Origin of the sequence: Acidovorax sp. SUPP3434, assembly GCF_030159015.1 — a bacterium.
Taxonomy (GTDB): domain Bacteria; phylum Pseudomonadota; class Gammaproteobacteria; order Burkholderiales; family Burkholderiaceae_C; genus Paracidovorax.
This window is the reverse complement of sequence record NZ_BQXL01000001.1, coordinates 692,101-705,759: the sequence shown is the minus strand read 5'-3', so window position 1 is coordinate 705,759 and position 13,659 is coordinate 692,101. Positions and strand designations below refer to the sequence as shown.

The 13,659-nt window shown below is 67.7% G+C and carries 10 protein-coding genes; 8 read left to right on the top strand and 2 right to left on the bottom strand.

What is annotated here, in order from left to right:
- Positions 1-149: 149 nt before the first annotated feature.
- Positions 150-785, bottom strand: coding sequence for a GntR family transcriptional regulator (locus AVKW3434_RS03125; protein ID WP_284404304.1), 636 nt, complete (start codon positions 783-785; stop codon positions 150-152).
- A gap of 124 nt (positions 786-909) precedes the next feature.
- On the opposite strand from AVKW3434_RS03125, the gene scpA reads away from it, so the two are divergent.
- From scpA to bioB, 8 genes are all read left to right on the top strand, one after another.
- Positions 910-3,075 carry a methylmalonyl-CoA mutase gene (scpA, locus tag AVKW3434_RS03120; RefSeq protein WP_284404302.1) on the top strand — a complete coding sequence of 722 codons (2,166 nt, stop codon included), beginning with the start codon at positions 910-912 and terminating at the stop codon, positions 3,073-3,075.
- A 61-nt stretch (positions 3,076-3,136) separates the two neighbouring features.
- Positions 3,137-3,601 carry a GNAT family N-acetyltransferase gene (locus AVKW3434_RS03115; protein WP_349816818.1) on the top strand — a complete coding sequence of 155 codons (465 nt, stop codon included), beginning with the start codon at positions 3,137-3,139 and terminating at the stop codon, positions 3,599-3,601.
- Positions 3,598-4,758 carry a methylmalonyl Co-A mutase-associated GTPase MeaB gene (meaB, locus tag AVKW3434_RS03110; RefSeq protein ID WP_502869021.1) on the top strand — a complete coding sequence of 387 codons (1,161 nt, stop codon included), beginning with the start codon at positions 3,598-3,600 and terminating at the stop codon, positions 4,756-4,758. The genes AVKW3434_RS03115 and meaB overlap by 4 nt, the downstream gene beginning before the upstream one ends.
- A gap of 33 nt (positions 4,759-4,791) precedes the next feature.
- Positions 4,792-6,324 carry an acyl-CoA carboxylase subunit beta gene (locus AVKW3434_RS03105; RefSeq protein WP_284404298.1) on the top strand — a complete coding sequence of 511 codons (1,533 nt, stop codon included), beginning with the start codon at positions 4,792-4,794 and terminating at the stop codon, positions 6,322-6,324.
- 14 nt (positions 6,325-6,338) lie between these two features.
- Positions 6,339-6,878 carry an NYN domain-containing protein gene (locus AVKW3434_RS03100; RefSeq protein WP_272569491.1) on the top strand — a complete coding sequence of 180 codons (540 nt, stop codon included), beginning with the start codon at positions 6,339-6,341 and terminating at the stop codon, positions 6,876-6,878.
- A 76-nt stretch (positions 6,879-6,954) separates the two neighbouring features.
- Positions 6,955-9,003: an acetyl-CoA carboxylase biotin carboxylase subunit gene (locus AVKW3434_RS03095; protein WP_284404296.1), complete on the top strand. Its 2,049-nt coding sequence runs from the start codon at positions 6,955-6,957 to the stop codon at positions 9,001-9,003.
- Between the two features lie 170 nt (positions 9,004-9,173).
- Positions 9,174-9,650 carry a VOC family protein gene (locus AVKW3434_RS03090; protein ID WP_284404294.1) on the top strand — a complete coding sequence of 159 codons (477 nt, stop codon included), beginning with the start codon at positions 9,174-9,176 and terminating at the stop codon, positions 9,648-9,650.
- Between the two features lie 353 nt (positions 9,651-10,003).
- Positions 10,004-11,065, top strand: coding sequence for a biotin synthase BioB (gene bioB, locus AVKW3434_RS03085; RefSeq protein ID WP_284404292.1), 1,062 nt, complete (start codon positions 10,004-10,006; stop codon positions 11,063-11,065).
- Positions 11,066-11,095: 30 nt separating this feature from the next.
- Here bioB and ligD read toward each other — a convergent pair whose 3' ends face one another.
- Complete coding sequence (gene ligD, locus AVKW3434_RS03080; RefSeq protein WP_284404290.1) at positions 11,096-13,645, bottom strand: DNA ligase D; 2,550 nt, start codon at positions 13,643-13,645, stop codon at positions 11,096-11,098.
- Positions 13,646-13,659: the final 14 nt, after the last annotated feature.

Below are 13,659 nucleotides of genomic sequence, written 5' to 3'. Positions count from 1 at the left end.
TCCCGTGTGTCATCGGCCGTGGCCGTGAGGGATGGCTACCGCACGCGCGCGGTGCCACCGTTTATGGACAGGTGCATCATGAAGGCGATATCCCTGCGGGGCAAGCGCCGGATGTCTCTGGGGGTGCGGCCCACGGGCCGCGGCGCGGCTCAGGCGGCGGCCTGCAGCCCGTTGGCGAAGTGCTCGCGCATGGCGCAGGCGGCGGCCTGTGCGTCGTGCGCCTGCAGCGCGGCCAGCACCCGGCCGTGCTCGCGCAGCGATTCATCGATGCGGCCCTGCTTGAGCAGCGAGTTGTGACGGTTGAGCTTCATCACCTTGCGCAGGTCGGCCACCATCTGGTTGCGCCAGCGGTTGTCGGCCATCTCCAGCACCCGCATGTGAAAGCGCTCGTTCACCGCGAAGAAGCGCTCGCGGTCGTCCACGCTGGCGGCCAGCTCGCGGTGCAGTCCTTCCAGCTCGCGAAGTTGCTCGGCCGTGGCGCTGGCGGCGACCACGCCGGCCGCATCGCTTTCCAGCAGCGCGAGCAAGTGGTACACGTCGCGCAGGTCCTTGTCGGACACCTCGGTCACGTAGGCGCCGCGGCGCACCTTCATCGTGACCAGCCCTTCGGCCGCGAGCACCTTGAGAGCCTCGCGCAGGGGCGTGCGGCTGATGCCGAACTCCTCGGCGATGCGCAGCTCGTCGATCCAGCTGCCGGGCTGCAGTTCGCGCCGGAAGATGCGCTGGCGCAGTTGCTCCGCCACCTCTTCGTAGAGGGCGCGGGGGGTAAGGGTGGCGGCTGACATGGCGGGAATGTACCGCAGAAAAACTATAAATTAATAATTACAGATTGGGTTAGACTCGCTTCACTGTGCCAAATCGTTGCAGCGCCACCGCGCTTTTCTCGCCACCCGTGAAGCCTTCCCAGATATGAGCAGCAACACCCCATTCCCCTCTTTCGCCCCCGCAGACCTCGCCGCGTGGACCCGGGCCGCCGCCAAGTCGGCCCCCGGTGGCGATGTCGCGGCGCTGAACTGGGTGACGCCCGACGGCATCACGGTCAAGCCGCTCTACACGGCCGAGGACACGGCGAACCTGCCTTACGCCAACACGCTGCCGGGATTCGAGCCTTACCTGCGCGGCCCGCAGGCCACGATGTACGCGGTGCGGCCCTGGACGATCCGCCAGTACGCGGGCTTTTCCACGGCCGAGGAATCCAACGCCTTCTACCGCAAGGCGCTGGCCGCCGGCGGGCAGGGGGTGAGCGTGGCGTTCGACCTGGCCACGCACCGCGGCTACGACAGCGACCACCCGCGCGTCACGGGCGACGTGGGCAAGGCCGGCGTGGCGATCGATTCGGTGGAGGACATGAAGATCCTCTTCGACCAGATTCCGCTGGACAAGGTGAGCGTCTCCATGACGATGAATGGCGCCGTGCTGCCCGTGCTGGCCGGCTACGTGGTGGCCGCGGAAGAGCAGGGCGTGCGGCAGGACCAACTGTCGGGAACCATTCAGAACGACATTCTGAAAGAGTTCATGGTGCGCAACACCTACATCTACCCGCCCAAGCCCTCGATGCGCATCATCGGCGACATCATCGGCTACACGGCGCGGAACATGCCGAAGTTCAATTCCATCTCCATCAGCGGCTACCACATGCAGGAGGCGGGCGCCAACCAGGCGCTGGAGCTGGCCTTCACCCTGGCCGATGGCAAGGAGTACGTGAAGACGGCCATCGCCTCGGGGCTGGACGTGGACGAGTTCGCCGGGCGCCTGTCGTTCTTCTGGGCGATCGGCATGAACTTCTACCTGGAGGTGGCCAAGATGCGCGCCGCGCGCCTGCTGTGGTGCCGCATCATGAAGGCCACCGGCGCCAAGAACCCCAAGAGCCTGATGCTGCGCACCCACTGCCAGACCAGCGGCTGGAGCCTGACCGAGCAGGACCCCTACAACAACGTGGTGCGCACCACCATCGAGGCCATGGCCGCGGTGTTCGGCGGCACGCAGAGCCTGCATACCAACGCGCTGGACGAGGCCATCGCGCTGCCCACCGAGTTCTCGGCCCGCATCGCCCGCAACACGCAGCTCATCATCCAGGAAGAGACCCACATCACCAACGTGATCGATCCCTGGGCCGGCAGCTACATGATGGAAAAGCTCACGCAGGACATGGCCGATGCCGCGTGGACCATCATCGAAGAGGTCGAAGCCATGGGCGGCATGACCCAGGCGGTGGACAGCGGCTGGGCCAAGCTCAAGATCGAGGCCGCGGCCGCCGAGAAGCAGGCGCGCATCGACTCGGGCAAGGACGTGATCGTGGGCGTCAACAAGTACAAGCTGCACAAGGAAGACCCGGTCGACATCCTGCAGATCGACAACGTGAAGGTGCGCGACGGGCAGATCGCGCGCCTGAAAGCCATCCGCGAAAAGCGCGACGCCGCGCTGGTGCAGCAGGCGCTGGACGCGCTAACGGCCGCGGCGGAGAGCGGCGAAGGCAACCTGCTCGATCTGGCCATCCAGGCGATGCGCCTGCGCGCCACGGTGGGCGAGGTGTCCGACGCGCTGGAGAAGGTCTATGGCCGCCACCGCGCCGACACGCAGAAGGTGACGGGCGTGTATGCCGCCGCCTACGACTCGGCCGAAGGCTGGGAGCAGCTCAAGGCCGAGATCAACGAGTTCGCCGAGGCCGAAGGCCGCCGCCCGCGCGTGATGATCGCCAAGCTCGGCCAGGACGGGCACGACCGCGGCGCCAAGGTGGTGGCCACGGCCTTCGCCGACCTGGGGTTCGACGTGGACATGGGCCCGCTCTTCCAGACCCCCGAGGAATGCGCCCGCCAGGCCATCGAGAACGACGTGCACGCCGTGGGGGTCTCCACCCTGGCGGCGGGGCACAAGACGCTGGTGCCGGCCATCATCCAGTCGCTCAAGGACCAGGGCGCGGACGACATCATCGTCTTCGTGGGCGGCGTGATCCCGGTGCAGGACTACGACTTCCTATACGAAGCGGGCGTGAAGGGGGTCTATGGCCCCGGCACGCCCATCCCGGCCAGCGCCAAGGACGTGCTGGAGCAGATTCGCAAGGCCTTCGCGGCATGACGACGGCGACCGTCGGCCGGGCGCCTGCGCGCATGGCATGGCGCCGCGTGGAGGTGCCGCATTGACCGCCCCCGCATTCACCTGGCATCCGGTGGCCGAAGCGGACTTCGAGCCCATGCTGGCGCTGCGCATCGCGGCCATGCGCGAGAGCCTGGAGCGCGTGGGCCGCTACACGCCCGAGCGCTCGCGCGAGCGGCTGCGCGCGGCTTTCACCCCCGAGCACATGCAGCACCTGGTCGCACCCGGCGGCCGGCGCATAGGCTTCGTCACCGTGCTGCCCGAGGGCGGCCGGGCGCTGCGGCTGCAGCACCTGTACCTGCACCCGGACTGGCAGGGCGCCGGCGTGGGCGCCGCCGTGCTGGCCCAGGTGCAGGACCGGGCGCGCCGCGAAGGCGCCGTGCTGCGCGTGACCGCGCTGCAGCGCAGCGATGCCAACCGCTTCTACCAGCGCCACGGCTTCGTGCAGACGGGCGAGGAAGACGTGGACGTGCACTACGAGTGGCGGCCCGAGGAGGGTGCCGAATGAGCGCGCCTCTGCCTTCGCCCGCTTCTTTTTCTACGGGGGCTTCGCCCCATCGGCCACCTTCGGCCGGCGGCTGGCTGGACGGCATCCTCCACGGCGGCCAGGCCGTGCAGCGCCGGGCCATGTCCAAGGCGATCACGCTGCTGGAATCGACCCGCGCCGACCACCGCGCGCAGGGCGACGAGTTGCTCACTGCCTTGCTGCCGCACACCGGCCAGTCGTTTCGCCTGGGGATCAGCGGCGTGCCCGGCGTGGGCAAATCCACCTTCATCGAAGTGCTGGGCCTGCACCTGATCGGCCTGGGCCACCGCGTGGCGGTGCTCACCATCGACCCGTCGTCCACCGTGTCGGGCGGCTCCATCCTGGGCGACAAGACCCGCATGGAACACCTGTCCATGCACGAGAAGGCCTACATCCGCCCCAGCCCGTCCAGCGGCACCCTGGGCGGCGTGGCCGAGAAGACGCGCGAGGCCATGCTGGTGTGCGAGGCCGCCGGCTACGACATCGTCATGGTGGAAACCGTCGGCGTGGGCCAGAGCGAGATCGCCGTGGCCGGCATGACCGACATGTTCGTGCTGCTGCAACTGCCCAACGCGGGCGACGACCTGCAGGCCATCAAGAAGGGCGTGATGGAGATCGCCGACCTGGTCGTCATCAACAAGGCCGACATCGACCCGCACGCCGCCACCCGCGCCGAGGCGCAGATCACCTCCAGCCTGCGGCTGCTGAGCCAGCACGGCAACCCCGAGCGCTCGCTGGGCCACCCCCGACACGCGGCGGCAGCGGGCCACGGCGCGGTGCCGGCCGAAAGCGAACCGGCCCCCGCCCAGGCCGATGCCGCCCCCTGGCAACCCAAGGTGTTGCAGATCAGCGCGCTGCAGGGCCAGGGCCTGCAGGCCTTCTGGGCCGCCGTCAGCCAGTTCCGCCAACTGCAGACCGCCAGCGGCCGGCTCGCCCGCCGCCGTGAAAGGCAGGCCCTGGCCTGGATGTGGGAGCGCATCGAGGCGGGCCTGCGGCACGCGTTCCGCCAGCACCCCGAGGTGCGGGCGCTGCTGCCCACGCTGCAGGCGGACGTGGCGGCCGGGCGCATCGCCGCGTCCACTGCCGCACGGAATCTGCTCGCAGCACAAGAAAACTCCCGGCATACCGCTATTAAATAAATAGCAAAAGAATCACCACCGAAAGAGCGACCCATGCAAGACATCCTCGAACAACTGGAGCAAAAGCGCCAACTCGCCCGCCAGGGCGGCGGTCAAAAGCGCATCGACGCGCAGCACAAGAAGGGCAAGCTCACCGCGCGCGAGCGCATCGAGCTGCTGCTGGACGACGGCACGTTCGAGGAATGGGACATGTTCGTGGAGCACCGCTGCACCGACTTCGGCATGGAAGGCCAGAAGATTCCCGGCGACGGCGTGGTGACCGGCTACGGCATGATCAACGGCCGCCTCGTCTTCGTCTTCAGCCAGGACTTCACCGTGTTCGGCGGCGCGCTGTCGGAAACGCATGCCGAGAAGATCTGCAAGGTCATGGACCAGGCCATGAAGGTGGGCGCGCCGGTGATCGGGCTCAACGATTCGGGCGGCGCGCGCATCCAGGAAGGCGTGGCCTCGCTCGGCGGCTATGCCGACGTGTTCCAGAAGAACGTGCTGGCCAGCGGCGTCATCCCGCAGATCAGCATGATCATGGGCCCGTGCGCCGGCGGCGCCGTGTACTCGCCCGCCATGACCGACTTCATCTTCATGGTCAAGGACAGCAGCTACATGTTCGTGACCGGCCCCGAGGTGGTCAAGACGGTCACGCACGAGGAGGTCACCGCCGAGGAGCTGGGCGGCGCCGGCACCCACACCACCCGCAGCGGCGTGGCCGACATGGCGTTCGAGAACGACGTCGAGGCGCTCATGATGCTGCGCCGCCTGTACAACTACCTGCCGCTCAACAACCGCGAAAAGCCGCCCGTGCGCCCGAGCAACGACCCGGCCGACCGCATGGACCGCAGCCTGGACACCCTGGTGCCCGAGAACCCCAACAAGCCCTACGACATGAAGGAGCTGATCGCCAAGGTGGTGGACGACGGCGACTTCTTCGAGCTGCAGCCCGACTACGCCAGGAACATCGTCATCGGCCTGGCGCGCATGGAGGGGCAGACCGTGGGCATCGTCGCCAACCAGCCGCTGGTGCTGGCCGGCTGCCTGGACATCAAGAGCAGCATCAAGGCCGCGCGCTTCGTGCGGTTCTGCGACGCGTTCAACATCCCCGTGGTCACCTTCGTGGACGTGCCCGGCTTCATGCCCGGCACGTCGCAGGAGTACGGCGGCATCATCAAGCACGGCGCCAAGCTGCTGTACGCGTATGCCGAATGCACCGTGCCCAAGATCACCGTCATCACCCGCAAGGCCTACGGCGGCGCCTACGACGTGATGAGTTCCAAGCACCTGCGCGGCGACGTCAACCTGGCGTGGCCCAACGCCGAGATCGCGGTGATGGGCGCCAAGGGCGCGGTGGAGATCATCTTCCGCGAGGACAAGAACGACCCCGCCAAGCTCGCCGCCCGGGAGGCCGAGTACAAGCAGCGCTTTGCCAACCCCTTCGTGGCCAGCGCCCGCGGCTTCATCGACGACGTGATCCTGCCGCACGAGACGCGAAAGCGCATCTGCCGCAGCCTGGTCATGCTGCAGGGCAAGAAGCTGGAGAACCCCTGGCGCAAGCACGGGAACATTCCGCTGTGAGCGATGCCCGCCCCATGAAAACCGTCTGGATCGTCGACGGCGCCTACCTCTTCAACTACGGCAAGGGCCGGCCCTTCGACTACCTGAAGCTCAAGAACGAGATCACGCGCCTGAACGGCGGGCCGATCCACGAGAGCTACTACCTGAACTCGGCGAGCGATCCATCCACCGATGCCCAGAACGCGTTCCACTCCTGGATCAAGACCGCGCCGCCCATCGGGCCGAAGTTCCGGGTGCAGCTCTACAAGCTCAAGCGCATGCACGCCAACTGCCCCAACTGCAGCCACCAGTTCGACCGGTCGGTGCAAAAGGGCGTGGACGTGGGCATCGCCACGCTGATCATCAAGCTGGCGGCCCAGAACGTGTACGACCGGCTGATCCTCTCCGCCGGCGACGGGGACTTCGAAGACGCCATCTCCTACGTGAAGTCCGAGCTGCACAAGGAGGTGTGGGTTTCGGGCTCCACCTCCAACCTCTCGCCCGACCTGCAGTCGTACTCGGACAACGTGCTCTGGATGGAAGACATGAGCCCGGCCATCGACCGGCACGCATGAGCCCCGTGCCCGCGAGACAGACAGACAAAAAAGACGCAAGACACCGCCCGTTAGAACACCTCCACTCCCCAACACCATGTTCACCAAAATCCTGATCGCCAACCGGGGCGAAATCGCGTGCCGGGTCATCGCCACCGCCAAGAAGATGGGCATCGCCACCGTAGCGGTGTATTCCGATGCGGACAAGGAGGCGCGCCACGTCAAGCTGGCCGACGAGGCCGTGCACATCGGGGCGGCGCCCAGCCGCGAGAGCTACCTGCAGGCCGACCGAATCATCGCCGCCTGCAAGCAGACCGGGGCGCAGGCCGTGCACCCGGGCTACGGCTTCCTGTCGGAAAACGAAGCCTTCGCCAAGCGCGTGGAGGAGGAGGGCATCGTCTTCATCGGCCCCAAGCACCATTCCATCGCCGCCATGGGCGACAAGATCGCCTCCAAGAAACTGGCGAACGAGGCGCAGGTCAGCACCATTCCGGGCTGGAACGACGCCATCGAATCGGCCGAGCGCGCGGTGGAGATCGCCCGCGACATCGGCTACCCCGTGATGATCAAGGCATCCGCCGGCGGCGGCGGCAAGGGCCTGCGCGTGGCCTACAACGACAAGGAGGCGCTGGAGGGCTTCACCTCGTGCCGAAACGAGGCGCGCAACAGCTTCGGCGACGACCGAATCTTCATCGAGAAGTTCGTGCAGGAGCCGCGCCACATCGAGATCCAGGTGCTGGGCGACAGCCAGGGCAACGTGATCTACCTGAACGAGCGCGAATGCTCCATCCAGCGCCGCCACCAGAAGGTGATCGAGGAGGCGCCGTCCCCCTTCATCTCCGACGCGACGCGCAAGGCCATGGGCGAGCAGGCGGTGGCCCTGGCCAAGGCGGTGAACTACCAGAGCGCTGGCACGGTGGAGTTCGTGGTCGGCAAGGACCAGGACTTCTACTTCCTGGAGATGAACACGCGCCTGCAGGTGGAGCACCCGGTGACGGAATGCATCACCGGCCTGGACCTGGTCGAGCTGATGATCCGCGTGGCCGCCGGCGAACCGCTGCCGCTCACCCAGGCCGACGTCCGGCGCGATGGCTGGGCCATCGAGTGCCGCATCAACGCCGAAGACCCGTTCCGCAACTTTCTGCCCTCCACTGGCCGCTTGGTGCGCTTTCAGCCGCCGGAGGAGTCGATGTTCCAGGCCGACACCACCAGAAAGCTGGGCGTGCGGGTGGACACGGGCGTGTACGAGGGCGGCGAGATTCCCATGTACTACGACTCGATGATCGCCAAGCTCATCGTGCACGGCCAGGACCGGGAGGACGCCATCCACAAGATGCGCGCCGCGCTCAACGGGTTCGTGATCCGCGGCGTGGGCAGCAACATCCCGTTCCAGGCCGCGCTGCTGGCCCATCCTCGTTTCGTGGCGGGCGACTTCAACACCGGCTTCATCGCCGAGAACTACAGCCAGGGCTTTGCCTCGCAGGACGTGCCGCACGACGATCCGCTGTTCCTGGTGGCACTGGCGGCCTACATGAACCGCCGCTACCGCGCGCGCGCCTCCGGCATCAGCGGGCAACTGGCCGGCCACAACGTGAAGGTGGGCGAGCAGTTCGTGGTGGTGGTGATGGGGCACGAAGGCCGCAACGAGCACCACGCGGTGTCGGTGACCGACTTCCAGGGCAGCTCGGGCTCCAGCGCCGTGTCGGTGGGCGGCAAGAGCTACCAGATCGGCAGCGCGGCCACGCTGGGCCAGATCCGCGTACAGGGCCAGTGCAACGGCGCGGGCTTCACCGCGCAGGTCGAGCGCGGCACGCCGCGCAGTCCGCTGGCGCTGCGCATCTCGCACAACGGCACGCAGATCGATGCGATGGTGCTGTCCCCCCTGGGCGCGCGCCTGCACACCCTGATGCCCTACAAGGCGCCCCCGGACCTGAGCAAGTTCCTGCTGTCGCCCATGCCCGGGCTGCTGGTCGACGTGGCGGTGCAGCCCGGCCAGGCGGTGCAGGCCGGCGAAAAGCTCGCGGTGATTGAGGCCATGAAGATGGAGAACATCCTGTTCGCCACCCAGGACGGCGTCGTGGGCAAGGTGGTCGCCGGCAAGGGCGAGTCGCTGGCGGTGGACCAGGTGATCCTGGAATTCCAGTGATCCCCGTGCTCGGTGTCGCGGGCGGGGCGGGCAAGGCCCGAACCGGCCGGCACCGCGTGGCGCATGCCTGTGGGTGGCACGCTGTGGATCAGGCCCATTTTGGCCTGCGGCGCATATTCCACTAGGGCGTATCGCTATAAAAATCATAGTAAACCGTTTTTGGAGCCCGCATGGCAAATCCCATCACCGCACGTCCGTTCAAGGTCCTCGGCATCCAGCAAGTCGCCATCGGCGGCACCGACAAGGAGCGCATGAAGGCGCTGTGGGTGGACATGCTGGGCCTCGAACAGACCGGCACCTTCCGCAGCGAGCGTGAGAACGTGGACGAAGACATCCTGGCCATGGGCCGGGGCGCGCATGCGGTGGAGGTGGACCTGATGCAGCCGCTGGACGTGGACAAGAAGCCTGCCGTGCACACCACGCCGCTCAACCACATCGGCCTGTGGATCGACGACCTGCCGCGCGCGGTGGAATGGCTCACGGCCCAGGGCGTGCGCTTCGCGCCCGGTGGTATCCGAAAGGGTGCGGCGGGGCACGACATCACCTTTCTGCACCCCAAATCCAGCGCGGAGTTTCCGATCGCGGGCGAGGGGGTGCTCATCGAGCTGGTGCAGGCCCCCAAAGACGTGATCGCGGCGCTGGGCTGAAGAATCGACAGGCGCATTCCGCCGCACCGCAGTCGCACGTGTGCCAACTGCACGCAACTTCGAGCATGGCTGCACAGTCAGGCGAGGTGTTTTCGGAAAGATGGCCATGGTTTCGCGACAGAAGGCGACACAGGTTTTGCGCCTGTGCGATCGTGCGGCCAATGTCGCGCAACCTCGGTTAAAAAGCCCGATCGCTCGCCGGCCGTTGACTGCAGATAACGGCACTCCATCCCGCTCGGGTTTGTGAGGCCTGGATCTGGATTTGCACCGCCGGCTCCGCCAGAATCTGCGCCTGCCACGACCGGCCAGATGCCGGACTGCCGAAAAACCAGACGAGAAAGGGCCCGCCCACCATGCCAACCACCGCTGTCCAACCCACCCCCCCCGCCGCGGCGCAAGCCGTGCAACTGCACCGCCGCCCGCCAGTCGCGCAGATGCCCGCCGGGCCCTGGTCCGTCGAGGCCATCCAGGCGCTGCTGGACAAGCCGTTCATGGACCTGTTGTTCCAGGCCCAGAGCGTGCACCGCGAGCACTGGCCTGCCGGCGACATCGAACTGGCCACACTGCTGTCGGTCAAGACCGGTGGCTGCCCCGAGAACTGCGGCTATTGCCCGCAGTCGGCCGAGTTCGACACCGGCGTGAAAGCCGAGAAGCTGATGAGCGTGCAGGAAGTCACGGCTGCGGCCCAGGCCGCCAAGGATGCCGGCGCCACCCGCTTTTGCATGGGCGCCGCCTGGCGCGCACCCAAGGACCGCGACATCGAAAAAGTGAGCGAGCTGATCGGCGCCGTCAAAGGGCTGGGCATGCAGACCTGCGCCACGCTGGGCATGCTCGAATCGCACCAGGCGCAGGCGCTGAAAGACGCCGGGCTCGACTACTACAACCACAACCTGGACACCGCGCCCGAGTACTACACCGACGTGGTCAGCACCCGCGCCTACCAGGACCGGCTCGACACCCTGCAGCACGTGCGCGGCGCCGGCATCAGCGTGTGCTGCGGCGGCATCGTGGGCATGGGCGAGGCGCCGGTGCACCGCGCCGGCCTGCTCGCCCAACTCGCCAATCTGAACCCTTATCCCGAATCGGTGCCGATCAACAGCCTGGTGCGCGTGCCTGGCACCCCGCTGGCCGATAGCGAACCGGTGGACCCGCTGGACTTCGTGCGGGTGATCGCCGTGGCGCGCATCACCATGCCCAAGGCCCGCGTGCGCCTGTCGGCCGGCCGCCAGCAGATGGGCGATGCCGTGCAGGCGCTGTGCTTCATGGCGGGCGCCAATTCGATCTTCTATGGCGACAAGCTGCTGGTCACCGGCAACCCGGAGGGCGAGGCCGATGTGAAGCTGCTGGCAAAGCTTGGACTGAAGGGCCACCGCACCACCCGCACCGAAACGGACGAACTGCCACTGCAGGCCTGACCGGCCCTGCCGCCGCCGCGCGGCCGCCGCTCATGCCTTCGGCGTGAACTGCAGCAGGCGCATGGCGCCCGCGATCGACACCGCCGCGCCGGCATAGCCCTCCCAGGGGGTGTTGCCGGTGCGCAGCCGCTCGTCCACATTGCGCACGGTCCACTCTGCGCTGCCCGTCAGGGTTTCCAGCTCCTTCCAGGCCAGCGGCACCGAGATGCCCAGGCCCGGCCGCGAGCGCGCCGACCAGGCGCAGACCGTGGTGGCGCTCAATCCGTTGCGCAGGTAGTCCACGAACACCTTGCCCACGCGGTTGCGGGGCCCGCTCTTAGCCACGAACAGGGCCGGAATGGTGCGGGCCATGTGCTGCACGATGGCCTGCGAAAACGCCTTGACCGTATCCCAGTCGTGCCGCCGCTGGATGGGCACCACCACGTGCAGGCCCTTGCCACCGCTGGTCTTGAGGAACGACGGCAGGCCGAGTTCGGTGAGCATCACGCGCATCAGGGTGGCCGCTTCCTGCATGCGGTCCCAGGCCAGGCCCTCGCCGGGATCGAGGTCGAACGTCATGCGGTCGGGCCGGTCGATGCGGTCCTTGCGGGCATTCCAGGTGTGGAACTCCACCGTGTTCATCTGCGCAGCGGCCAATAGGCCCTCCGGGTCCACCACCTCCAGCAGCGGCGGATGGCCGGGATAGAGCGAGGCCTTGAGCGGCTGCACGCCCTGCAGGCTGCCTTGCTCCTGGTGGCGCTGAAAGAACAGCTCGCCACCGACACCGGCCGGCGCCCGCACCAGCGAGACCGGTCGCTGGTGCAGGTGCTCCATCATCAGCGGCGCCACCAGCGCGTAGTAGCGCACGAGGTCGATCTTGGTGGTGCCCGATTCCGGGTCGATGACGCGGTCGGCGTGGGTCACGCGCAGGGTGTCCGCTCGCGCGGGCGAGGGCTTGGCGCTGGTGGAGGCCTTGGCCAGCGCCTTGGCGGGAAGAGGGCGCTCGTGCACGATGTCCTTGGCGGGCTTGTCGTCCCGCAGGCCGCGGAACACGGCGTGGCGGATGCGTTCGCTGTGCGTCCAGCTGGCGAAGGCCACCTCCGCCAGCAACAGCGGCCGCACCCAATGCACCTTGGCCGCGCCCCGGGCCGCGTTGGCGAACGGGCTCTTGGAAGTCGTCAGCGCCCCCAGGCGCTCGCGCAACTGCGCCAGGCTGCGCTCGTTGAACCCTGTGCCGACATTGCCCACGTAGCGCAGGCTCCCGTCTTCGTCCTGCACGCCCAGCAGCAGCGCGCCGATGCCGTTGCGCGTGCCCCTGGGCTCGGTGTAGCCGCCGATCACGAACTCCTGGCGCTGGCCGCATTTGAGCTTGATCCAGTCCGCCGAGCGTTGCGAGACATAGGGCGCGCTCCTGCGCTTGCCGATCACCCCTTCGAAGCCGAGCCGGCAGGCCGAGGCGATGAGCTGGCCCGGGGCCGCATCGAAGGCCTCGCTGAAGCGCACGGTCTGGCCCTCGCCCCCGGGAAGGATGGCGCGCAGGGCCTCGCGGCGGTCCGTGACGGGCAGTGCGCGCAGGTCCGCCCCGTTCACGAAAGGCAGGTCGAACGCGTAGAACACCAGCCCTGCCGCCGTGCCGTTCTCGAACGCGTTCTGCAGCGCCTGGAAGTCCGGCATGCCCTGGCGGTCCATCACCACGATCTCGCCATCGATCCAGCCGCTGTCGATGGGAAGCGCCTTCAGGGCCGTCACGAGGTCGGGCATCTTGTGGGCCCAGTCGTTGCCATTGCGGGTGAACAGCCGCACCTTGCCACGGTCGATGCGCGCGAGCAGCCGGTAGCCGTCGAACTTGAGTTCGAACAGCCAGTCGGCCAGATCGGGCGGCGGGCCCTGGACCAGCGTGGCGAGCTGGGGTTTGAGCTCGGCCGGCAACGGGGCCTTGACCGCTTGGGCGGCTTTGGCGCCTCGGGCGGCCTTCGTTGCCCGCGCCTTGCCGGGCCGAGGCGCCTGGCCTGGCACGCCCGGGAGATCGGGCAGGGCGCTCACGCTGTCGGGCATGTCTTGCACCACGTCGAACTCGGCCGCCGGGCGCTCCAGGCCGTCGTGCTCCTTGATCAGCAGCCATGCGGGCTGCCGCTCCTGCTTTGTTCCCCGAGAGCGCATTCGCACCAGCGTCCACCGCCCCTGCAGCTTGTGGCCGTGGATCTCGAACTTGAGCTTGCCGGCCCTGTAGCCCTTCACCGGATCTTCCAGCGGCAACCAGTAGCCCTTGTCCCAGATGATGACCTTGCCCGCCCCGTACTGCCGCGCCGGGATCTGCCCTTCGAACTGGTTGTAGGCGATCGGGTGGTCCTCCACCTGCACCGCCATGCGCTTGTCGGCCGGATCGAAGCTGGGCCCCTTGGGCACGGCCCAGCTTTTCATGGTGCCCTCCAGCTCCAGGCGCAGGTCGTAGTGCAGCCGGGTGGCCCAGTGCTTGTGGATCACGTAGCGCAGCGCATCGGCGGGCGCCTCGGACCCTCCGCGCGGCTCGGGGGTGAGCGAGAAGTCGCGCTTTTGTTCATACAGAGCGAGGGCGTCGGGGGTGGCGGGGGAACGGGCCATGTTCAGTAACGTAG